The organism is Brevibacillus centrosporus (genome assembly GCF_046622605.1).
GTDB lineage: Bacteria > Bacillota > Bacilli > Brevibacillales > Brevibacillaceae > Brevibacillus > Brevibacillus centrosporus.
In genome coordinates this window covers 312,064-334,396 of the sequence record NZ_CP176856.1, presented here as the reverse complement: position 1 = coordinate 334,396, position 22,333 = coordinate 312,064, and the positions used below count along the sequence as shown (strand labels likewise).

The window sequence follows — 22,333 nt, the reverse complement described above, 5'->3', positions numbered from 1 at the left end:
TAGATGGCAGACTCGGTTTTTCTGATTGCTTTCCTTCATGCTATAGCCATACGCAAGAACTCTCAGATATGGCTGTCGATATCCGTCATCCCGCAGCACGAGCATGCTAGTCCCGTAACGATGTGTTCTTCGCCTACACTCCATACGTCTTCTGCATAGCCGCACCACTGACATTCGAAACGCTCGATCATCCTGTCATTTCGCTCCATCAATGGACCTTCTCTGCCCGGCGCTTTTTTCTTATGTGATAGCGTTCTTCCGCATGTTCGTACTGGCTTTTTTCCTCATCGGTCTCGGGAATCACTTGTGGGACTGTGGTCGGTTTTCCTTCGTCATCCAAGGCGATAAAGGTTAAATAAGCTCTCGCTGTCAATCTGCGCTCAGCTGTCAGCAAATTCTCCGACTCTACCTTTACGAAAACTTCCATCGAGGTTTTGTGTACCCATGTCACGTAGGCTTCCAGATTGATCGCTTCACCGGTCTTGATCGGAGCCAAGAAGTCAAAGCTGTCGCTTGATACGGTCACTACGGCTCGGCGGCAATGACGCATGGCTGCTATGCAAGCGATCTTGTCTACGTGCGCCATCACTTTTCCCCCGAAAATCGTATGGAGGTGGTTCGTATCAGGCGGAAAGACCAGATCAGTCATGACGGTCCTGGATTCACTGACAGTTTTGGATGGATGGTCCATGCTGCTCCTCCTTACGTCTCGTTCTACTCTGCTGCTCTATTTCACTGCCGCCAGCTGTTTGCGCACCAGTTGAGTAGCCTCTACCATGTTTTTGAGCGAAGCGATGGTTTCTTCTTCTCCGCGTGTTTTTAATCCGCAGTCAGGATTGATCCATTACGACCATGCACAAGTCCTACACCTTGAGTCTTATCTTTCAGGAATCCATATATACCGGCAAATCGATCACTTCCGCGTAGTGTTTTACGGAGTCAAAAAGGTTGCTGCTCTTCATTCTGCTCACTCCATATCCCTCCAGCTTTTGGTTTTGGACGAAATAGAAAAGGCATCCCCAACCCCTGATAGAAGGTTAGAAATGCCTAAATAAGCAGTGAAAATAAACGTAAGTCTGCCATAGCGATCCTAACACCTCCCTATCTCCCGTAGGTCATCTGGTGTCGTCGAAACAGGCAGGTCTCCTGACTCAAGGCTCATCGCCAGCAACCTGCCTTCCCGATCCATTTGGATCAGTGGCTTGTTCGGAGTGCTGACTCCCCTCTTACAGTGGCGGGACCGTGTCGGATTTGCACCGATCTTCCCTTTTCATCCCTGGCTACAAGCATGCTTGCATCCAAGGAACCTGTTTCCACTTATTCAGTTTTTCAAAATTCATAGCATACATGTCGGAAATCATGTATGGTTATTATCCTAATCGATTTGCTCTGAATACTCCAGTTGTTTTTACAATTTGCTCCGTCTTAGTCGCAGCGAGTTCAATACGACGGAGAGCGAGCTGAATGCCATCGCGATCCCCGCTACCCACGGAGCCAAAAAGCCAATCATCGTTGCTGGAATGGCAACCGTATTGTAAAAGAGCGCCCAAAACAGATTTTGGCGAATGTTTTTCATCGTCTGCTGGCTGAGAAGGAAGGAATGCACAATGCCAGTCAGCTCCCCGTGCATGATGAGCACGTCAGCAGAATCCTTCGAGATATCCGCTCCTGTACCGAGCGCAATCCCAATGTGGGAAGCCATGAGCGCAGGAGCGTCATTGATCCCATCTCCGACCATTGCCACCGTCTTGCCCCTCTTTTGCAGCTCCTGAATAATCTGGACCTTTTCCCCCGGCAGCTTGCTGGCATAGACGCGACGTATCCCTGCTTGTCTGGCGATACTCCAGGCCGTATGCTCGTTGTCTCCCGTGATGATCATGACGTCTTTTCCGAGCTTTTTCAGCCGTTGCACAGCATGTACGGCATCCTCCTTCAGCGGATCGGACAGGGCAATATAGCCAGCCAGCCGATGGTCGATGGCCACCAGCATCACGATTTTCCCTTCTGTCGCGTGTCCGTCCATTCGCTGTTGGACGGGGGTAACATCAATGTTATGGCTGTTCATGAGCTTGGCAGAGCCCACGATGACGGAGTGACCGCTTACACTCGCAATAATTCCGTATCCGGGCAAAGGTGTGAACGAGGTAGGAGCAGGTATGGACACGCCGCGATTTTTCATATACGCGACAATCGCCGCTGCGAGAGGATGCTCGGACGCCGTCTCTGCAGCTGCTACCAAGCGCATAAGCTCTTCCTTTGACCAGCCGAATGTATACATGTCGATCACTTCATGCTTTCCTTTTGTCAGCGTGCCTGTTTTGTCCAAAACGACCGTATCCACCCGCTGCAGTGTCTCCAAATACTTGCCTTGCTTAAATAAAATACCGAGCTGTGCCGCCCGCCCAGATGCTACCAGGATGGACATCGGCGTCGCCAAACCCAAGGCGCACGGACAAGCGATGATAAGGACTGCGATGGCCTTCTCGAGCGACTCACCAAATGCGTGCGACGTGAACACGTAATACCAGGCCAAAAACGAGATCACGGCTATGCTGATGATGATCGGCACGAAGATATCCGTCATTTCATCTGCCATGCGTTGGATGGGTGCCTTGGACATCTGGGCTTCCTCTACCGTCTTGATGACCTGCGTTAATGCAGTTTCGCTGCCTACCTTTGTCGTTTTCACTTTCAGCCAGCCGTTCTGGTTCAGCGTCGCCCCGATCACCGTTTGCCCGCTCCATTTCTCCACCGGCAGGCTCTCTCCCGTAAAAATGGATTGGTCGACCGTGGATTGGCCTTCGATGACGAGGCCGTCCGTAGGAATGCGTTCCCCTGGCTTGACGATGAAAATATCGCCGACAACGAGCTCGCTTACTGGCACAGTGGTAACACCTGTCGGGCGCAGCACGTTCGCGACCTTCGGCTGTAAATGATGCAGCTGCCGGATGGCGTTTCTGCTGCGATCCTTGGCCATGGCCTCCAGGTATTTGCCAAGCAGCAGAAAAGTAAAGATAACCGCACAGGTCTCGTAGTAAAGCGTGAGCTGATGGGTGGACGCAGGCGAGGCCGTAAACGTGAGGTAATGACTGTAAAAAAAGGCGGCCGACGTACTGAGGACGACCAGGACATCCATATTGGCGCTACGATTCCGGATCGCACTCCAAGCGCCCGCGTAAAAGGGATAGCCGATCCATAGCTGAATGGGAAGCGCCAAGGCGAACTGAAAATAGGGATGCAAAAATAGCGCAGGTACCCAAATAAACGAGGAAAACGAAAAATGAGACGCCATCCCCCACAAAAAAGGCACGGTGAGGACACTGGAAAACAGGAAGCGGCGAAGCAGGTCGTCCTTTTCCGAGTGCGCCTCTCCCTCTTGCTCGGGCTGTGCCTGATAGCCCAGCTTTTCAATCCTCGCGATGATCGCATCGTTGTCAATTTGCTGATCATCATAGGAAACCCGCGCTTTGTTGGTCGCCAGGCTGACCTCTACCTCTATCACACCGTTCGTTTTCGTCAGTATTTTTTCGATCCGAGTCGCACAGGCAGCACAAGTCATTCCTGTGACCTGATAGATTTGCTTCGTGGTCATTCTCTGAACACCCCTTTGTTACGACCGCATGTCCCGCTGTAATACGTATGCGTCGCCCAAGGGATTTAGAAATGAAACCAGGCAGATAAATTGCATGGAAGTGCCTTCTTTTGAATACGATTATGGTGCTTGCTGCTTGCAATACAGTGAGAAAGCGGTGATCGTTTGAAACGAGCTTCTGTCCTGTCCATGCTGTTTTTTTCTGCCCTGTTGCTCCTGTCGGCATGCTCTTCACACGCTGGGCACTCGGCTCAGGTTACGCCATCATCCCCTCCATCCAGCTCCACTGCGTCATCTGATAGGCTGACCTTTGCTGAGTTTTCTCTTTCCATCCAAGTCGCACTGGAGCCTGAAACGCCTAAAATCCTCAAGGAAAATGAACTGCGCATCATGCTTTCTGAAGCGGAGGCTGACAAGTGGAAAAACGCCAAAGTCTCGATCACCTTGTCGATGCCGAGCATGGATCACGGAGAAGTACTGGTAGCGGCCGAATACATAGAGCCAGGGGTATTCGTTGCAAAGATCATCCCAACGATGATCGGAGAATGGAAAGCGGATATTACGCTGGAGGCAGACGGCAAGTCTTCCACGGTGTCCTACTTGTTTTCCGCCGAGCCTTGATCTCCCCCATCTACCATAGCCAAGGATTTACATGAGGCACCCAGCCGTTGATTACCAGACCGCGCATGATTGACACCACACCGATGTAGACTGCGAGCAGATTGGCGACGACCAAAATCCGGTTGCGTAGCGCTCTGGAAAGAACGACGGAGAACAGGCCGATCAGAAAAAGGGCTGGCAGTGTTCCGAGTCCAAAAAAGGCCAACGTAAGCGCGCCTTCTCCCATGCTTCCTGAGGCAGCGGCTTTCATATGCATCGTATAGGTCAGGCCGCAGGGTAAAAAGCCGAGCAGCAACCCGCTGAAAAAGATCGGGAGGACACCAGGGCGAGATTTTTGTTTGTCCAGCCACTTTTGGACGGGGGACAGCTGCAGGATGGACCAATGGCTAAGCGGCAGCGACACCTTTTTGATGACCCACAGCAGGATCAACAGTCCACCCAGCACGTTGGCGATCCCTTGGAGTCCTACTATCGTTCCCGCCGCATCTACAAACGAGCCGATCAATCCCATGAACGCGCCGACTCCCATATAGGTCAGGACCCGCCCGAGGTTGTACGCCATAACGGTATGCAGCATGGAGGAACGGGACTGCAGGGTCCATGCCGACATAATTCCTCCGCACATACCGATGCAATGAGGGGCGCTAAAGATTCCTGTCAGCGTCAAGAGCAGATAATCATGCAGGCCGAGGTGCATGGGGCGATCCCTACCTTTGCTCGATTGTGTCATCCTCTCTTTTAGTTACTTCACTTGCTGCGCGATTATGACTAGGAGAACGATTCGAGTGCAGCTGTATAAGAAAACCTCTATCGAGGCCTGCTCAAGGAGGAGCGACCGCGTTTTAGTGGAATGTTTTACCGAAGTAATGCCAGAAGCTGACGCTGAGGCACTTCGTCATGCGCTCCAGAATTCATAAGCATTACGCTTATAAATTCTTATACGTTAAAAAAACGAACTGCCAGGGCGCACCTGGCAGTTCATGATTTATGCAGAGCTTTATGATGGATACGAGTAAGACAACGTTTTTCCCATACAAATGCTGTTGTCATTATCCACGTACGGTTCATATCGATCGATCATTTCATAGCCCAGCTTGCCGTACAACGAGACTGCTTCAGGCTGATTGGTGCCTGTCTCCAGAATCGCTCTTCCCTTCCCTTCCTCGACTGCCCATGCCTCGAGAGCCTGGAGTACCTTTTTGGCGACTCCCTGCCCCCGTGCTCCCTCTTTCACATACATTCTTTTGATTTCCACGATCCCCGATTGGCCTGTATCACGAAAACAGCCGCACCCCACTGGCGCGCCATCTACATAGGCGACAACGACCTTCGCATCTAATTTGATCACGTTAAACGGCAGGTACGACTCTTGGGTATGGGGGTATCGTTGCCAAAGGTCTTGATCAAGCAATTCGATCAACAAGCGAAAATCAGGGTGGTCGGAAGAAGTTCTGGTCAAGCTAACCATGGCGATTCACAGCTCCTTGTCATGGAATCATGACTATCGATTTGCCGTCATTTCATTCGGCTCATCACCATAGTAGCACGGAAAATTCCCACCGTTCAACCAGTTATGTCAGAAAACATGACATCACATTTACCTATCATGAAATTCCTCATCAGTGAGCGCCCGCGCAATCGTACCCTTTGCCTCCTGGGCAAGCCGCTTATCTCCGTCATCTATGGCTTGCAGCCAAACCAGCATGGGTATGTAAATGGCCATCATACGCGCCAGTCGCTTCGTATCTTCGTCCACTTCCCCATACTCCGCGAAGAATGCATGGCGTGCTCGCGGCGGCAGAAAGCTGTATCCGATACTCAAGTCCCCGGCAGCGTGCCCCACGCTCATATCTCCCCAATCGATAATACCTGAGACTTCCCCCTGTTCGTCTACCAGTACGTTTTTAAAATGCAGATCTCCATGTGAAAAAACATTACGCTCCCGAACCGGATCGGTAGACAGCTGTTTGAAATAGTCCGCCAGAGCAGCTCGCTCTCTTTCCTCCATCTGGTTGCTTAAACGAGAGAGGAAAACTTGCATCTTTTCCTTTCGCGCAGGGATGTCCATCAGCTTCCGATGGTCTTCGGGGGCACCGTTTTCACGGGCGATCTGGACTGGAAAGGAGTGCAGCCTTCGCAAAAACTGTCCCAGCTTCTTAGCCGATTTCGCCCGTTGCTCATCTGCAAGCTTCTGGGGGAAGCTGCCTTTGACATACGAATACCCTAAAAAAGGACAAGGATACTCGCTGGTTCCTTTTCCGTAGAAAAGCGGCTTCGGATACGGCAGAGTAAGTAAACCGTCCAGTTTTGGCAGGAGCTTCCCTTCCAAATGAATCAAATCAACCGCAAGCTCTCTTCGCGGAAATCGAAAGACGTACTTGCCGCCAACGAGAAAGACCGTATTGTCCCAGCCATGCCCCAGCCGCTGTACAGTATGAGAGGATAGCTGGGGAAATTGGTTGTAGATGAGCTGCTGTGCGATCTCGTCTGAAATATCCCAATCCGGGTCCCATACATTCTTGTTTGCCACGTATATGCTCCTCCCTTTTCATCGCTACGACCTGATCGGGCAAAAGTCTTACTCCTTTACCTTTGAGACAGTCAAACCATCGCCAATCGGAATCAACTGGGACTCCAGCTGAGGATGATTGGCCACCGCTTCATTGAACTTCCTCATGATTTTTGTATACCGGGTCGGCATCGCATTGTCAGCTGCTACACTGCCACTGGCAAGCACGTTATCCGCAACGATCAGAGCGCCCGGCTTTGCCAATCGAATGCACGCATGCAGGTAGTTTTCATAATTGTCTTTGTCCGCATCAATAAAGAAAAAATCAAATTGCCTCTTCTCGCTGACGAGCTGCTCCAAGCTTTGCAGTGCCGGTCCAATCATATAGGTTACCTGCTGCCCAAAGCCAGCCTTTGATAGATTGCGGTGTGCCAGCTCTGCGTATTTTTCCTCCAGCTCCAGAGACGTGAGTGTTCCCCCCCTGCCAAAGCCTCTGGCCAGGCAAATCCCGCTATAGCCGCCAAGAGCTCCTATTTCCAGCACATCTTTCGCCCCGGAAATGGAGATCAGCAACGTGAGAAGCTTTCCTGAAGAGGGAGACACCGAGATAGAAGGCATGCCGTTTTCTTTGATGGACGCAACGACTTCCTCCAAAAGAGTATCTTGCTTGGAAAACACGGAGTCGATATAGCTGTTCACTTGATCCATCCTGTTCCATCCCCTTCTCTCCATGATGGTAAGTCTCTGCTCTTTCTCTCTATTCGCTTACAGCTCCCGAAGCACAGCTCTTACCGGGCTTCCATCCGCCTCGACTAGCGGCAGAGGCAGTGCGATTAATTCATAGTCACCTGGCTGTACGTCTTCCAGAACGATGCCCTCCAAAATATGAATGCCATGACGAGTAAGCCCATGGTGAGCAGGCAGCTCCTTGCTGTCGAGTACATCAACGGAAGGAAGATCCAGCCCGATCAGTCGGACGCCGTACTGTGCGAGATAGGCAGCCAAGTCTGGCTCCAAATGGGGAATGGTTTGAGGAAACGACTGTCGGTCTACCCATGCTCCAGTACGGATCAACAGGCGCGTTACCCCTTCCAATTCGACATCTTTCAAATCATCGATCCCAATCGATTGGCTTACAGAAACGTGAACGACACGCGCTGGCCCTACATACAGCTCCGGGTCCAGGTCAATGACCCGCTTTCCTTCATCATCGAAATGAAAAGGAGCATCGATATGCGTTCCCGTATGAATGCTCATGACGATTTTGCCCACATTTACAGAACCGCTGTCGGCTTTATTCCATGCCAGCGAATACGAAAACGGCGTATCCCCCGGCCAACCCGCTACCTGGTTATCCAGTCTTTGCGAAATATCGATCAATCGCTTCAAGGAAAGCCCCCCTTACAGTTGCGTGCGCAGGCTCCACAGCTCAGGGAAGAAGCGATGATCCAAAGCTCTCCTGAGATAGCCTACCCCCGAAGATCCACCTGTGCCTGGCTTTTGCCCGATGATGCGCTCTACGGTATTCATGTGATTAAAACGCCATTGCTGCTGCTGGCTCGCGATGTCCACCAGTTTTTCCGCCAGCTCATACAGGTCCCAATACTTATTCACATCCCGATAAACGGCCAGCCATGCTTGCTCTACACTTTCGTTCGGCTGATAGGCTTCCGCCCAGTTACGGTTCAGGGCAGCTTCATCCACCGGCAATCCCCGGTTTGCCATAGCGGCGATTGCAGCGTCGTAAATGCTTGGCGCATCCAAAAGCTGCTTCATCTTGCTGGACAGCTCCGCTTCGTGCTGATAGACAGAGAGGACGTGTTCATTTTTATGTCCGAGCATAAACTCGATCATGCGATTTTGATAGGATTGAAAGCCGGAGGAGTATCCCAGCTTGTGACGGAACTGCATGTACTCCGCTGGTGTCAGCGTAGAGAGCACATCCCATGACTTGATCAGCTGCTGCTGAATACGGGAAACGCGGGACAGCATTTTGAAAGCCGGTTCCAGCTGATCCTCCTGGATGCTCGCCATCGCAGCTGACAGCTCGTGCAGAATCTGCTTCATCCATAGCTCACTCACCTGATGGATGACGATAAACAGCATTTCATCATGATGATCGGACAGCCTTTTTTGACTTGTCAGCACACGATCCAGCTGCAAGTAATCCCCGTAAGTCATGTCCTTGCCGAAATCGGTATGAATGGTTTTCTCCAGCTCACTGCTGTCTTTCATTTGATCTTCCTCCGATTGTTTGGTCATCCGTACAGGTCTCTCCTTTTTCTAGCCCAATTTAACCGATTGTTTAAACGCTGCTGTCAAGCGCTCCATCCCGATCTTGATCTTTTCCGGATTCGGGTGCGTAAAGTTCAAACGAAGCGTATTCTCTTGAGGATTTTCTACAAAGAAAGGACCGCCCGGAATGAACGCAACACCGTGCTCCAGGACCTGCTTCAGCAATTCTGTTGCATTGATACTCTCGTGCACCTTCGCCCAGATAAACATCCCGCCCTTGGGCTCCACCCAGGAAACCAGATTCTCATCCAAGGTATTTAAATAATCTCGCATAATGCTCATATGCTGATAGTAATTTTTGCTAAGCATCCGAATGTGCGCATCCAGGTCCATATCACGCAGCAGATAGTACAGCGCTTGCTGGTCCAGTGGGCTCGACATGAGGTCTGCCGCTTCTTTGATCTGAGACATGTACTTGATGACAGCCTCAGGACCAGTCACCCACCCGATACGCAGGGAGGGTACGACCGTCTTGGAAAAAGAGCTTGTATACACGACTTGTGTTTTCCGTTCGTCCATGGCAGCGATCGGCGTGTACTTTTCCTCCTCATGAAACTGGATGTCCCCGTACGGATCGTCTTCGAGGATCAGTGTATCGTACTTGTACGCCAGCTCCAGCAAAGCAGCTCGCCGCTCTTCGCTCCAGACTTTTCCGTCCGGATTGGAGAAGGTAGGGACAACATAGACGAATTTCGGTTGATGTTGCTTGATTTTCTGCTCGAGGTCTTCCGGGTACATCCCGTCTTTGTCCCCTTCAACGGCAACCAATTTGGCCTCGTAGGATTCAAATGCCTGTGTCGCAGCCAGGAAGGTTGGGTTTTCCGTCAGCACGACATCGCCCGGTGACAGCATGACGCGGCTCAAGAGGTCAATCGACTGCTGCGAGCCAGTCGTCAGCAGGATCTCCTCTGGCTTGGCCTGAATGCCCTTGGACGTGACCCGCTCACTGATCGCTCCACGCAGCGGCATGTAGCCTGTCGTCATTCCGTACTGCAGGCTTGCATTGCCGGATGCGAATACTTTTTCGAATGCCTGCTGGATTTCGGCAGTAGGGAAATAAGGCTCATGCGGGTTTCCTCCCGCAAAAGAGATAACATCGCTCCCCTTTCTTTGGATGATGCCTCCAATCTCGCGGATCGCCGAGGTTTTAAACATTTTGGTCCGGTCAGCAAAACGGTAGCTCATGAGTAGAATCCCCCTTCTATTATGTAAAAGTGTAAATAGTGAGAATATTAGTTTGAGTGGAAAAGTTGGAAATATGATGTGATGTCACTAATATAAAATATATGTGACATGGCGTCAAGTAATGTTGTCAAACGCCCTTGTTCGTCTTTGATTTCCGATCGTAATTAGGTAATATCAGTAATAGATGAGGAAAAATGATCGAAAAGAGGAAGGTACGTGACGAAGATCTCGGAACATATAGATGGTAGAAATCTACGCTCGATCAATACCCGCAAACGATTATTAGCCGCTGGATACGATATATTTGTTGAATTCGGATTTCAAAAAGCAACGATCTCCCAAATCATCAAAAAGGCAAAAACCGGCTACGGCACAGCCTACATTCATTTCAGCGGCAAGGACGACCTATTGATCGTGCTGATGGATGATGTCATGAATCGCTTTTACGAGATTGCCAAAATGAGCTTCGAACCGACATCCAAACAGGAAGCCATCGATATGATCACGATGCAAACCCGTTTATTTCTGGAGAACGCGATCCAGGAGCAGGCCATCATGCAGGTATTTATGGAGGCCATTCGCCATTCCGATAAAGTCCAGGAAAAGTGGATCGAAATCCGGGAAAGCTTTGTAGAACAGATCGCCAAAGACGTCGCCTACGCTCAGAAAACTGGACTGGCTCGGACCGATCTGGATAACTATTTGGTCGCGAGGAATTGGTTTTCTCTTAACGAATCGCATTTATGGGATATTGTGAATCAGACAAACAAGCATTCCATATCGGAAATTACTCATAATATTACGGCGCTTTATACGGGTGGTCTGTATTATTAACCAGAGCCGCCTATAAGAAAAAACCAACAAAAAGCCACGGGATTCTTCCCCTGGCTTTTGTCACAAACTAGGATATCAATACTTTCTGCTTCTCATCCTTTTTTTGAGCAGTCGATCGTTTTCTTTTCCCTCGCTTATACCACCAGATGTACAATCCCGAAAACATGAGGAAAACGGGGACAAGCCCAGCAAGTGCATAGATGATTTTTAGGAACAAGTTGTATTCCACAGCCGTATGAAGGGGGAACAACCACACCTTCACGATCCAGCCGGGTGTAGTATCCGGTCCTTGCTTTCCGATAATCTCGCCTGTGTATTGGTTCATATAAATTCGATTGCTTCCAAACCCCGGATCCTGCACCCGATTGGTACGAAACTCGATTGCCTTTTCCGGTGAGGCAGGATAGCGAATCTGGGATATAACATCATTTGGACCATCTTCTTTTATTTTGGCGAGGAGTACGTCTAGGGGTAGCTCCCCCTCAGGCGTTGGCTGCAAGGTCAGTTTTTCAGCTGGCATACTGGAGTCAATACCAAACCATCCCAACATCGTTACATAGAAAGGGATCAGTGCTCCACTTAGAGTAATAACCAGCAAAATGGGGATAGTGTACACTCCAATCACTCTATGTAAACTTGAGAACTTCGCATAAGAATTGGGGGCATTTTTTCTCCATTTTAAACCTTGAAGCATTCTCTTGATCCCTGGCCACCACATATAGAGCCCGGTAATGAGAATAAAGGCTAGGATAAACCCGATCCATCCCACTACATCAATGCCATAAACAGGTATAAGCAAGGTCGAGTGAAAGGATTTCAACCAAACAATAAATGGACTTTCATCACCCTCGGTGCCATTTATCTCACCTGTTCCCGGATCGATACTTAATGTGTGGACCGTCTTTCCTTCTTTCACCCTATACAGATACGTCCCTTGACCAAATGGACCCTCCGGTGTGTATATGCGATCAATTTTCCCCGATGGATAAGCTTCTTTCATATTGGTTTCTATTTCTGAAAAAGTAGCATTCCCTGGACTTACTTTGTACAGCTCCGGGTGCTGGAAGTTTTTAATATCATGCTCAAAGACCAAGATGCTGCCCGACAAACAGAGAAGCACGATAAAGATTCCGAACACGAAGCTCAAATACTTATGGACCTTCTCGAATACCTTTTTAACACTCATATAATGCTCCCTTCTCTTTCAGTTTTTTTATAGAAAAATTTGAATTTTCAAATACAAGCTGATTATAAGCCCCCCTCAATCGATAGGTAAAATTAGTAATTTCGCGAGTTTTTTGCAAAAAATTTTATGATTGAAGTCATCTTCAAACTTTATGGGGTGAAGTCGTATTTGTATTTGCGCGTATACGAATCTCATAGATTCTTATCTCTATAACAAAGAGCAGGTACCGAGGCTACCTGCTCTTTTTATCCAATCTATTTAGCTTCTTTCGTTGTTTGCATAACTCTTTTTATCTTCCGACGGATCTCTTCCGACAAAACCTCGTATCCTAGCTCCCCAAAATGGAGGCCATCGTTTCTTTGCCCTCGCAAAACCTCCTGAAGGTTCGGCAGTCCCATCATTCTCTTGAAAAGATCGAGGTAATGGCAGCCTGTCGCCTCACTCACTTCCTGGACAGCATCGGCGTATTGCTGCATGACTTCATTTGTCCGAAACTCCTGTAAACGCTCGTCAACTGGTGCTGGGCTAATCAGAATGACCCTGTTCGGCCCAATGCGCGTGACCACTTCCTTGAGATTGGTTTTGAAGTCTGGCAGAGGGACCTGTTTGTGAAAGGCTGCATCGTTGGCCCCGAAAAACACGGTCACTAGATCAGGAGCGTGCTGTAAGACGTCCGTCTCTACCCGCTCCCGCGCCTGAAACGTATTGTTTCCAGGTACACCCGCGTTGACGACTTCCCATTCTGCGCCCAGTTTCGCCTCCAGCATGATCGACAACAAAGGACGATCATGGCCTTCTGTCCTCGCCGTTAAACTGTCTCCAAAGCAGACGACTTTCATAGATGACGGGTCTCCTTTCTGCAGCCAGCAAAATGGTTAGTTTCGAGCAGAGAACGAATACTTTTTGTACTCGTACTGGTCAGGCGGCCCGACCGCGATCCACAAATGCCCTTTGGCAGGCTCCGCAATCACAGAAGCAAAGGTAATGATATCTGTCGCCCTCTCTCCTGGTGCCTGCATGCCCTCGTCTCCCTCGATTTGGCAAAGGCAATGCGGATAGCTTCCACGATCACGCAAAATATCCTGCATCACTTCGGCATTCAGCTTGCCTCTGTTCGCTTCCAGCAGCTCTGTCATACGGGAAATGCGGACGCGGGAATTTTCCAGTTCAATTCCTGTTAAGCGTTCCTCGCCCATAAGCTCTGGACTGACGAAATGATTGGAGTGAGCCAGAATGCCATTTTTCGCCTCGATGCGGGAGATTCTGGACGGGATCGTCTCCACATCGACGATGCCGCCTTGTTTGTCCAGCATGATCAGGTTGCGCGAGGAGGCGCGATAGAGGCTATCTACAAGCTCTACCGCTTCTGCTGTCGTACTGCGAGTCAACGCCAGTTTCGTAAAGAAGTACCGTGGGAAGCCTACTCGCCACCCATCACACGTCAAGAAGTTGCCGAATGCCCCCACTCCAGCATCATTAATCCCAATGAAGGAGATTTGACCCGCAGGTGTCAGCATGAGAGTCGCAGGCCCCTCATCGGGGATCGACTCAATTACGATACTCAGCTCACCGTAAAAAGCAGGCAGATCGGCATTCTGACCGATGAGTGGCGAGCCGTCTGCTGTCGCTTCTGCGGCAACGGCAAACGTCGTGCACTCTGTCTGATTGGTTTGAAAAATTTTATTCAGCTCGGCCCGGACCTGCAACAGGTAAGCTTCTCCCAGAGAGATTCCCGCGCCTTCTGCCAAGCCCTGAATTTCTTCGTCGAATTGCGGTGCGTATTTGATCACATAGCTCCGATACTGCAGGGCAGCCTCTGCCACTTCTTCACGTGAGGAAACATTATATTTTCTCCGAAGACGCTCGCTAGCCAGCTCCAGATTTTTATGGATCAGCTCTCTGCACGCTTCCCCGTGCTGCCGGCCGATCTGGCGATAGGTTCCCTGAAAGCAATAGAACGGAAAGCTTTTAGTAGAACGGGTAGATAGGTTCCGAGACTTTGATTCGCTCATGACGGTTCTCTCCTTTGTTCATGAATGATGGCTATTATTCAGCTTCTAATGGGAAATGGCAGGCCGCTACCTGCCCCCCTCCGTATGCCATAAGCTCGGGTGACTTCGTCTCGCAGACAGGCTGGGCGTAGGGACAGCGCGTATGAAAGTGACAGCCAGACGGTGGAGCCGCCGGATTCGGCAAATCTCCCTGTAAAATGATCCGTTCCTTTCGCAGCAACGGGTCTGGAATCGGTACCGCAGATAGCAAAGCTTTGGTGTAAGGATGCTTGGGGCTGGCAATCAGCGTGTCTCGATCCGCCAGCTCCACGATTCTCCCCAGGTACATCACGGCGATCCGATCACTGATATGCTTGACCGCCGGCAATCCATGGGCGATAAAAATGTACGTCAGGCCCAGCTCGTTTTGCAGCTTTCGGAGCAGATTCAATATTTGCGATTGAATCGATACATCCAATGCCGATACGGCTTCATCGCAGACAATAATCTTTGGATTTAACGCCAGGGCACGAGCAATTCCGATGCGCTGCCGCTGACCTCCGCTAAACTCATGCGGATGCCGGGAGAGATGGTGCGTATCCAGCCCGACGAGCCGCAGCAGCTCCACTACCTTTTCTCTGCGCTCTTTTTTGCTGTACCGTTCAAAGATTTTCAGAGGTTCTCCCACAATATCCTCGACTCGCATGCGGGGATTCAAGGAGGAGTAAGGGTCTTGAAAGATCATTTGCAAATTTCGCCGCGCCTGCTTCAGCTCGGACTTCCCGAAAGTCGAGACATCCTTGCCCTGAAACCAGATCTCTCCTTCAGTCGGCTCCAAGAGCTGCAGGATCAGCTGTCCAACGGTCGATTTCCCGCAGCCGGATTCCCCCACGATTCCTAGCGTCTCACCTTGTTGAACGGTAAAATCCAGACCATCTACTGCCCTTACATAGCCTACTTCAGACGAAAACATCCCCTTTTTAAAGGGATAGTATTTTTTCAATCCTTTGACTTCCAATAACGGAGCCGTGTCTAGCGCCATTGCCGATCACCTCCCTATGTATGCAAGCAGCGAACCAGATGATTGGCACGATACTCTTCCAGCTGCGGCTTGATCTGTGTGCATTCGACCGTCGCCTTCGGGCAGCGTGGGTGGAAAGCACAGCCCTTTGGCATCTCTAGTGGATTCGGAACAGAGCCGGTAATCGAGTCTAATTCCTCGAGCTGCTCATCCATTTTCGGCAGCGATTTCATGAGCCCCGTCGTGTACGGATGCTGCGGATTCGCGAATAAATCAAAGACAGAAGCATCCTCCACCACTTCTCCGGCGTACATCACCACGACCCGGTCGGCCATCTCCGCCACGACCCCCAGGTCATGCGTGATGAGGATGACCCCCGTTTGATACGCTTTGTTTAACGACTTCATCAATTCCAAAATTTGCGCCTGTATTGTCACATCCAATGCGGTCGTCGGCTCGTCTGCGATGAGCAGAGCCGGGTTACACGCCAGTGCCATCGCGATCATGACCCGCTGCCGCATACCGCCAGACAGCTGATGCGGAAAATAGCCTACGACCCGCTCCGGATTGGGTATGCCCACTCTCTCCAGCATCGCGATGCTTTTTTGCCTCGCTTGCTTCTTATCCAGCCTTTCATGGATGCGAAATACTTCACCCAGTTGATTTTCGATGGTAAACACGGGGTTCAACGACGACATCGGCTCCTGAAAAATCATCGAAATCTTGTTCCCGCGCAGTTTCCTCATCTCTTTTTTGCCCAGCTTCAACAGATCCTGGCCTTCAAACAGAATCTCTCCGCCGACTACCTCTCCGGGAGATGCGACCAGCCTCATAATAGACAGCGAGGTTACGCTTTTCCCACAGCCGGACTCGCCTACGATCGCAAGCGTCTCCCCTCTGGATACGGAAAACGACACGCCATTCACAGACGGTACGACGCCATCTTCTGTTTTAAAATGTGTCTGCAGGTTGGTGACTTCCAACAATTTGTGCTGCACTCGTTTCCCCCCTCTCCTATTTCGAGCCTTTTGCCTTCATTTTTGGATCGAGTACATCGCGGATCCAGTCTCCCAAAAAGATGATTCCCAGAACCGTAATCGTAATGGCTATGCCAGGAAAGGTAGCGACCCACCAGCTCGTCGCCAGATACTGCCTGCCATCACTGAGCATGCCTCCCCAGGAAACCGTCGGGGGCTGGACACCTAGACCCAGAAAGCTGAGTGAAGCTTCCGAGATGATCGCTGCCGCCACGCTAATCGTAGAGACGACGATAAAGGACGAGGTCACATTCGGCAGGATATGCGTGAAAATGATCCGGGCATCGCTGGCGCCCACTGTGCGGGAGGCTTTGACGAAATCGCGCTCCTTCATACTGAGCACTTCTCCGCGAATGATGCGGGCGTACTTGACCCAGTTGGTGATCCCTAGTGTAAAGATCAGCGTTCCGAGGCTTGGCCCCATGACAAACAGGATGATCAGCATGAGCAGCATGCTCGGTATAGCGAGAAACGCATCGACCGTTCGCATGATGATCGCGTCGATCCAGCCGCCGTAATAGCCAGAGACCAGCCCGAGCACACCGCCGATCGCTCCTGCCAGCATGACCGCGAAAATACCCACGATCAGGGAAACCTGTGAACCGTATATAATGCGGCTTAAAACATCGCGGCCTAAATTGTCCGTACCCAGCGGATAGTCAGAGTTCCCCTTTTCCAGCCACATCGGCGGGAGCAGGCGTTTGGAAACATTCGTTTTCACAGGGTCATGCGGGGCTATCGCTCCTGCAAAAACAGCCACGAAGACAATCGCTGCCATGATCAGCAGGCCGATTGTTCCCACCTTGCTTTTCCACAGCAGGTGAAAAAAGCGCGATAGATTTCCCGATTTTTTTCTCTCACGAACGGTCACGATTTGTGCAGTCTCAGTTTGAATTGGTGTCGTCACAGTTACACCCCTTTACTTGTACTTGATGCGAGGATCCAGGAGTCGATACAAAATATCAGCGATCAGGTTGCCCAAGATCACGATGAACGCGACGACAAAGATGGATGCCTGCACGATTGCCATATCGCGGCCATTTACCGCTTGGACAATCAGCAGCCCCATCCCCGGCCAGGCAAAGATCGTTTCGGAGATCAAGGCTCCCCCGATCAGAGCAGAGGATTGCAAGGCCATAATCGTCACAACCGGGATCAAGGAGTTGCGAAAGGCATGCTTGCACACGACCAGGGTTTCAATCAAGCCTTTGCTGCGCGCGGTCCGAATGTAATCCTGACCCAAAATATCGAGCATGCTCGAACGAATCAGCCTCGTCGTTTCCGCTGCGATCCCGACACCCAAGGTCAAGGCCGGCAAAATCAAATGCTCAAACGTTCCTCTGCCCGATACGGGAGCGATTTTCATCTGAACGGCAAACAGCAGGATCAGCATGATGCCCAGCCAGAAATGCGGAATGGCTTTGCCCAAAGCAGATGCACCCGTGATGAAGATATCCAGATACGAATTGCGTTTCACAGCAGACAATATCCCCAGAGGAACGGATATTAGCGTCGCGATGATCATCGAAGCAATCGCAAGCTCGAAGCTCGCGGGCAGCCGCTCCAAAATGATCGGCAGCGCCGGAAGGTTGTAGCGATACGAGGTTCCGAAGTCTCCCTGCAGGAGGTCCCCCATGAATTTGATGTATTGGACGTAGATTGGCTGGTCCAGTCCAAGTGCTCTCGTGAGAACCATTCGATCCTCATCGGAAGCTGTTTCTGGCAGCATGAGTGCGACCGGATCGCCTGTCACACGCACCAGAATGAAAACGATCAAAGAGATTAAGAGCAGCACGGGAATGATCTGGAGCACAGATTTGATTAGATAATTTCTCACGACTTCACCTCCGCGATGATGTAATGGGGAAAAGGAGCTCATGAAAGCCCCCTTTTCCCCGAAACCTTCCTCTTATTTCAGCGTTATTTCATCGACATACAGCATTTCGTCTACGCGAGGTTTATAGGCGATGCGATCGTTCACTCCGTAGGTAGAGTCCATTTGCAGCAGGTAGATTTGCGGAAGCTCTTTCGCGACAATCTCCTGGATTTTCTCGAATTGCTTCAATCTCTCTGTCGGATTCATATTTTGGCTCGCTGCTTTGTACAGTGCCTCTACCTCTGGATTCGTATAATCCGTACGATCCTTCGTTCTGGCAATCGTCACGCGATCCAGCGCCAGCGCTGCGTCGAACATGGAATTTCCATAGGCGACCATGAACAGTTCGTCCATTTTGCGCGCCGATAGTCTTTCGTTGAAGGCGCTCCATTCCATCAGCTCGAGCTTCACGCGGAACCCTACCTCTGTCAGCATCGCGGTAACCAGCTCAGCTGTTTCTTTATCCTTCAGGTAGCGTCCACTCGGTGCAGTGAAGGTCACGTCCACGCCGTTTGCATATCCCGCTTCCGCTAACAGCTGCTTCGCACGCTCTGGATCGTAGTTGTATTTGTTGTAGAGCCCGATATGCGCACCGAAGTTTCCTGGTGTCACGCGGGTTTGCGTCGGTGTTCCTTTACCTGCGTACAGATTGTCGATAATCGCTTTCTCATCGATCGCCAGGTCAATCGCTTCACGAACACGCGGGTCCGCTGTCACTCTGCCTGGGGTTACACGCACTTCCATCGTCATGACGCGCTGGCTCGGTCCTGTAATCACGCTTGTCCCTTCATTGCTCTCGATGCGCTCTTCGTCACTGGGAGGTATGTTCAAGGCGACATCGATTCCACCGGTCATCAGCTCCGCTACCCTCGTGGAATCTTCTTGGATTACTCGGAAAATGACTTTGTCCCATTTCGGCTTGTCTCCGAAGTACCCATCGTTTTTCACCAGGACGAGGCGATCATCGCGCTTCCACTCCTGGAACTTGTACGGTCCGGTTCCTACCGGATTTTTCAGGAACTCTTCCCAGCCCTTTTCGGCGATGTACTTGGAAGGAAGCATGCTGGAACCGCTGCGGGACAGTCTATTGAGAAGAATCGGGTCGGCATTTTTGGTAATGACATCTACGGTGTGATCGTCGACGACCTTCACTTCTTGGATTTCGTCGTAATTGGAGTGCTCAGAGAGCTTCTCGTCTTTTGCCACACGCTCCAGCGTGAACTTGACGTCGGCAGCTGTGAACGGATCGCCGTTTTGGAACTTCACGCCTTGACGGAGCTTGAATCGCCAAGTGGTTGGATTGACGTTTTCCCAGGATTCTGCCAGGTCGGGAACAAACTTGCCTTCTGCGTCGTGCTTGAGCAGGTAGTTGAAGATATTCACATGGATGGCTTCTGTCGAGGCACTGCTGTGGTCATGAATGTCGAAGCTCAGCATGTCACTGCCGTTCGCGATGGTTAATACCTTTTCAGCCGTTGCGTTATTCGCGGTGGCAGCTGCAGGTGCTGCATTTTGTCCCGGTGCGGGAGTGGAGGTTTGCGAGCCACAGCCCGTCATCATGACGAGAGTGAAAGCGAACGTGGAAGCCAACAGGAAACGCGACATTTGATTCTTCATAATTGCCCCCTCTTTTTATAAAAGAACGAATACTCAATGAATTCATCAGACTTGCTCTGCTAGACCCATTCATGTATAACGGTTGCCGCCATCTTGATTCCATCCAGATAATCTTTGATCAAAATATTTTCGTTCGGCGCATGCTTGCGAGAATCCGGATTGCCTACTCCGAAGCCGATTGCAGGGATCCCCAGCTGCTGACAGAGCGCATACATCGGTCCCGAGCCTGGATTCATCAAGATGACTCGCGGCGGGATACCTTTCATTTTTGTAGCCGCTTTCATAACCTTTTTTACGAGCGGATGATCCGGATCTGTCTTGGCGGCTTGCGTTCCTTCGTTGGCGATAATCTCGATATCCTGGAAACCGTGACGATCCAGATGGTTGCGCAGATGCTGCAAGATTTCCTTTGGCACCTGATTGGGTACGAGGCGGAAATCGATTTTCACCCACGCCTCCGATGGCAGGACCGTCTTGGAGCCTTTGCCTGTATAACCGGATTCAATCCCGCAGATATTACAGGTCGGTTGAAAAACCAGCTTTTCTCTCAGCTCATTCCCTCGCAGATCGCGGATGAAGCGATCCAGACCCAAACGTGCCAGCATCTCCTCTTCTTCGAGATCCATCCGCTCGAGAATCTCTTTTTCTCCCTCTGTCGGTTGGGCGACTTTATCATAGAAATGCTCGATCAGAACCTCATCACTATCGTTTTTCAGCGTATTCAGTGCCCAGACGAGCCGCCAAGCCGGATTTTCGATGATGCTCGCATGGGAAGAATGCAGGTCTGTGTTGGCTCCCTTGGCTACGAGCTTCACAAAAAGGAGACCCTTGTTGCCCAGCTTGACCTCAAAGCTGCCATCGCTATTGACGAAGCCATTTTCCCAAATGCACAGATCGGCCTGCAGAAGCTCGGGCTGTGTAGCTGCGAGATGTTTGATGTGCCGGCTGCCGCCTGATTCCTCTTCTCCTTCTATCAGGAATTTGATGTTCACAGGCAGCCCTCCATACACCTTTTGATAGGCATGAACGGCGCATATTCGGGCCATCAAGGCGCCTTTGTTGTCAGCTGAGCCTCGCGCAATCAATTTGCCCTCGCGAATCTCAGCTGCAAATGGCGGGCTCTCCCACAGCTCGATCGGGTCCTCTGGCTGCACATCGTAGTGATTGTAAAAGGAAATCGTACTCTCTTTGTCACGAGACGTCTGTCCGTACACTACAGGCTGCTGGCCAGGCATTTGCAAGATCTCCGTAGGCACCCCTGCTTCTGTTAAATAGGTTTTAACCACCTCCGCAGTTTCTTTCATCGATTGGTCATACGTGGAGACACTTGGGAGCTTGCATAAATCCTGCAGCCACTGTACGTACATCTCTTTGTTTTCATCAATATAGCGATAGACTTGCTCCATTTCTGCCTCCAACTTCGCAGGTATAATTTTGTAAATTCTGATTACTGAAGATTATATGATGCCTCTCTTGATAGGTAAAATTAATAAATTCGCGAGTTGTTCCAAAAAAACTCTTATCAATTGTGGTAGAGTTAGAATTGACAGAATTGCTTAATTGTTTGACCGCGCATAAAATTTGGAGAGACAAATCCTCCCCTTTGAAGAGAGGTGCCCTCATGGAAGAAAAGGATTTTACCATTCTTCGGTACATTGCCGAGGAGATGCATTTGACGAAAGCAGCAGAGCGGCTCTTCATGACGCAGCCAGCTCTCACCTATCGGATCCAGCAGCTAGAAAAAGAACTCGATACGCAAATCTTGATCAAGAATGGAAAGCGCATCAAGTTTACCGCGCAGGGCGAGTATCTCGTTTCCTTCGCCAATAAAATGCTTGCGGAATACCGCGTCGCGAAAGACTCTCTCGCCAATATGTCCTCGGATGTACAGGGGACGCTGCGCATTGGAGCTGCCAGTATTTTCGCCAGGTATTATCTCCCTTCCCTCATGAAGAGCTTTGTCACGCTATACCCCAAGGTGATTTACAACGTGTATACAGGTCCTTCCCCCAAAATCATGGAGCTTTTGGATACGGAAAGCGTGGATGTCGCCTTCATTCGGGGCGAATACAAATGGACAGATCCCAAGTATCCGATTACGGAAGAGAATCTGTGCCTGATCTCCAAGCACGAAATTGACCTCGATGAATTGCCAAACCTGCAGAGGATCGAGTACAGCTACAATATTAAGCAGCCGATCCCAAGCAAATTCCGGCCACAAGTATCGGTCAAAGACAACATGCGCAGCTGGTGGGCAGAAAGATACAGTGTACCGCCGCTTACTACGGTCATGGTAGACAGCTACGAGATCTGCAAGGAAATGGTGATCAATGATCTGGGCTACGCTTTTATTCCCGAGACGTTCATCAACGAGGGGGACGACTTGCACAAGATCAGGCTGCTACGCCAAAACGGGGAAACCATCAAGCGGACAACCTGGCTGCAATACAAGGAATCCTCCATGCAGCTGAACATCGTCGATAAGTTCGTCTCCTTCGTCCGCTCTCAGAGCTTTCCCCCATCCCAGCAATCAGAAAAATGACTACAGAGAGCCTATATTACCTAGAGA

General features: G+C 50.6%; 22 protein-coding genes, 1 pseudogene and 1 riboswitch. Of the genes and pseudogenes, 3 read left to right on the top strand and 20 right to left on the bottom strand.

What is annotated here, in order from left to right:
- Window positions 1-62: 62 nt before the first annotated feature.
- From ACLIN2_RS01910 to ACLIN2_RS01895, 4 genes and pseudogenes are all read right to left on the bottom strand, one after another.
- Window positions 63-209: a hypothetical protein gene (locus tag ACLIN2_RS01910; protein ID WP_411503089.1), complete on the bottom strand. Its 147-nt coding sequence runs from the start codon at window positions 207-209 to the stop codon at window positions 63-65.
- Window positions 209-691: an acyl-CoA thioesterase gene (locus ACLIN2_RS01905; RefSeq protein ID WP_411503088.1), complete on the bottom strand. Its 483-nt coding sequence runs from the start codon at window positions 689-691 to the stop codon at window positions 209-211. Before ACLIN2_RS01905 ends, ACLIN2_RS01910 begins: the two co-directional genes overlap by 1 nt.
- A gap of 36 nt (window positions 692-727) precedes the next feature.
- Window positions 728-844 (bottom strand): annotated as a pseudogene (locus tag ACLIN2_RS01900) (hypothetical protein); the annotation flags it as partial.
- A 274-nt stretch (window positions 845-1,118) separates the two neighbouring features.
- Window positions 1,119-1,326: riboswitch (cobalamin riboswitch) on the bottom strand.
- Between the two features lie 82 nt (window positions 1,327-1,408).
- Entirely contained in the window at window positions 1,409-3,592 is a 2,184-nt protein-coding gene (locus ACLIN2_RS01895) for a heavy metal translocating P-type ATPase (protein ID WP_327933011.1), read from the bottom strand.
- 165 nt (window positions 3,593-3,757) lie between these two features.
- Here ACLIN2_RS01895 and ACLIN2_RS01890 point away from each other — a divergent pair, with 165 nt between their 5' ends.
- The gene (locus ACLIN2_RS01890; protein WP_411503087.1) at window positions 3,758-4,213 is read left to right on the top strand and encodes a hypothetical protein; all 456 of its coding nucleotides are present in this window, start codon (window positions 3,758-3,760) and stop codon (window positions 4,211-4,213) included.
- A gap of 10 nt (window positions 4,214-4,223) precedes the next feature.
- Here the strand turns inward: ACLIN2_RS01890 and ACLIN2_RS01885 are convergent, their stop codons facing one another.
- The 7 genes from ACLIN2_RS01885 to ACLIN2_RS01855 all read right to left on the bottom strand — a co-directional run bounded on the left by ACLIN2_RS01885 (window position 4,224) and on the right by ACLIN2_RS01855 (window position 10,202).
- Window positions 4,224-4,910, bottom strand: a complete 687-nt coding sequence (locus ACLIN2_RS01885) for a sulfite exporter TauE/SafE family protein (RefSeq protein ID WP_411503086.1) — start codon at window positions 4,908-4,910, stop codon at window positions 4,224-4,226.
- 300 nt (window positions 4,911-5,210) lie between these two features.
- Window positions 5,211-5,681, bottom strand: coding sequence for a GNAT family N-acetyltransferase (locus tag ACLIN2_RS01880; protein WP_411503085.1), 471 nt, complete (start codon window positions 5,679-5,681; stop codon window positions 5,211-5,213).
- Window positions 5,682-5,810: 129 nt separating this feature from the next.
- A complete protein-coding gene (locus tag ACLIN2_RS01875; RefSeq protein ID WP_411503084.1) occupies window positions 5,811-6,743 on the bottom strand; it encodes a phosphotransferase in 933 nt (310 codons plus the stop codon).
- Window positions 6,744-6,791: 48 nt separating this feature from the next.
- Complete coding sequence (locus ACLIN2_RS01870; protein ID WP_411503083.1) at window positions 6,792-7,430, bottom strand: O-methyltransferase; 639 nt, start codon at window positions 7,428-7,430, stop codon at window positions 6,792-6,794.
- Window positions 7,431-7,487: 57 nt separating this feature from the next.
- On the bottom strand, window positions 7,488-8,111 hold the full coding sequence (kynB, locus tag ACLIN2_RS01865) for an arylformamidase (protein ID WP_092276767.1): 624 nt from the start codon (window positions 8,109-8,111) through the stop codon (window positions 7,488-7,490).
- Between the two features lie 12 nt (window positions 8,112-8,123).
- On the bottom strand, window positions 8,124-8,984 hold the full coding sequence (gene kynA, locus ACLIN2_RS01860) for a tryptophan 2,3-dioxygenase (protein WP_122960252.1): 861 nt from the start codon (window positions 8,982-8,984) through the stop codon (window positions 8,124-8,126).
- 21 nt (window positions 8,985-9,005) lie between these two features.
- On the bottom strand, window positions 9,006-10,202 hold the full coding sequence (locus ACLIN2_RS01855) for a PLP-dependent aminotransferase family protein (protein WP_411503082.1): 1,197 nt from the start codon (window positions 10,200-10,202) through the stop codon (window positions 9,006-9,008).
- Between the two features lie 225 nt (window positions 10,203-10,427).
- Here ACLIN2_RS01855 and ACLIN2_RS01850 point away from each other — a divergent pair, with 225 nt between their 5' ends.
- A complete protein-coding gene (locus ACLIN2_RS01850; RefSeq protein WP_411504504.1) occupies window positions 10,428-11,036 on the top strand; it encodes a TetR/AcrR family transcriptional regulator in 609 nt (202 codons plus the stop codon).
- A 67-nt stretch (window positions 11,037-11,103) separates the two neighbouring features.
- Here ACLIN2_RS01850 and ACLIN2_RS01845 read toward each other — a convergent pair whose 3' ends face one another.
- From ACLIN2_RS01845 to ACLIN2_RS01805, 9 genes are all read right to left on the bottom strand, one after another.
- The gene (locus ACLIN2_RS01845) at window positions 11,104-12,222 is read right to left on the bottom strand and encodes a PepSY-associated TM helix domain-containing protein (protein WP_411503081.1); all 1,119 of its coding nucleotides are present in this window, start codon (window positions 12,220-12,222) and stop codon (window positions 11,104-11,106) included.
- Between the two features lie 254 nt (window positions 12,223-12,476).
- On the bottom strand, window positions 12,477-13,061 hold the full coding sequence (locus ACLIN2_RS01840; protein ID WP_411503080.1) for an SGNH/GDSL hydrolase family protein: 585 nt from the start codon (window positions 13,059-13,061) through the stop codon (window positions 12,477-12,479).
- A gap of 36 nt (window positions 13,062-13,097) precedes the next feature.
- Window positions 13,098-14,234 (bottom strand): C45 family autoproteolytic acyltransferase/hydolase, encoded by a 1,137-nt coding sequence (locus ACLIN2_RS01835; RefSeq protein WP_411503079.1) that lies wholly within the window; start codon window positions 14,232-14,234, stop codon window positions 13,098-13,100.
- 34 nt (window positions 14,235-14,268) lie between these two features.
- Window positions 14,269-15,255, bottom strand: coding sequence for an ABC transporter ATP-binding protein (locus ACLIN2_RS01830; RefSeq protein ID WP_411503078.1), 987 nt, complete (start codon window positions 15,253-15,255; stop codon window positions 14,269-14,271).
- 14 nt (window positions 15,256-15,269) lie between these two features.
- Window positions 15,270-16,232: an ABC transporter ATP-binding protein gene (locus ACLIN2_RS01825; RefSeq protein WP_092276747.1), complete on the bottom strand. Its 963-nt coding sequence runs from the start codon at window positions 16,230-16,232 to the stop codon at window positions 15,270-15,272.
- A gap of 16 nt (window positions 16,233-16,248) precedes the next feature.
- Window positions 16,249-17,178, bottom strand: coding sequence for an ABC transporter permease (locus ACLIN2_RS01820; protein ID WP_411503077.1), 930 nt, complete (start codon window positions 17,176-17,178; stop codon window positions 16,249-16,251).
- Between the two features lie 12 nt (window positions 17,179-17,190).
- Window positions 17,191-18,150 carry an ABC transporter permease gene (locus ACLIN2_RS01815; RefSeq protein ID WP_411503076.1) on the bottom strand — a complete coding sequence of 320 codons (960 nt, stop codon included), beginning with the start codon at window positions 18,148-18,150 and terminating at the stop codon, window positions 17,191-17,193.
- 30 nt (window positions 18,151-18,180) lie between these two features.
- The gene (locus tag ACLIN2_RS01810; RefSeq protein WP_411503075.1) at window positions 18,181-19,764 is read right to left on the bottom strand and encodes an ABC transporter substrate-binding protein; all 1,584 of its coding nucleotides are present in this window, start codon (window positions 19,762-19,764) and stop codon (window positions 18,181-18,183) included.
- 59 nt (window positions 19,765-19,823) lie between these two features.
- The gene (locus ACLIN2_RS01805) at window positions 19,824-21,170 is read right to left on the bottom strand and encodes a M20/M25/M40 family metallo-hydrolase (protein WP_411503074.1); all 1,347 of its coding nucleotides are present in this window, start codon (window positions 21,168-21,170) and stop codon (window positions 19,824-19,826) included.
- A gap of 215 nt (window positions 21,171-21,385) precedes the next feature.
- Here ACLIN2_RS01805 and ACLIN2_RS01800 point away from each other — a divergent pair, with 215 nt between their 5' ends.
- Window positions 21,386-22,306 (top strand): LysR family transcriptional regulator, encoded by a 921-nt coding sequence (locus tag ACLIN2_RS01800; protein WP_411503073.1) that lies wholly within the window; start codon window positions 21,386-21,388, stop codon window positions 22,304-22,306.
- The last annotated feature ends 27 nt before the right edge of the window (window positions 22,307-22,333 follow it).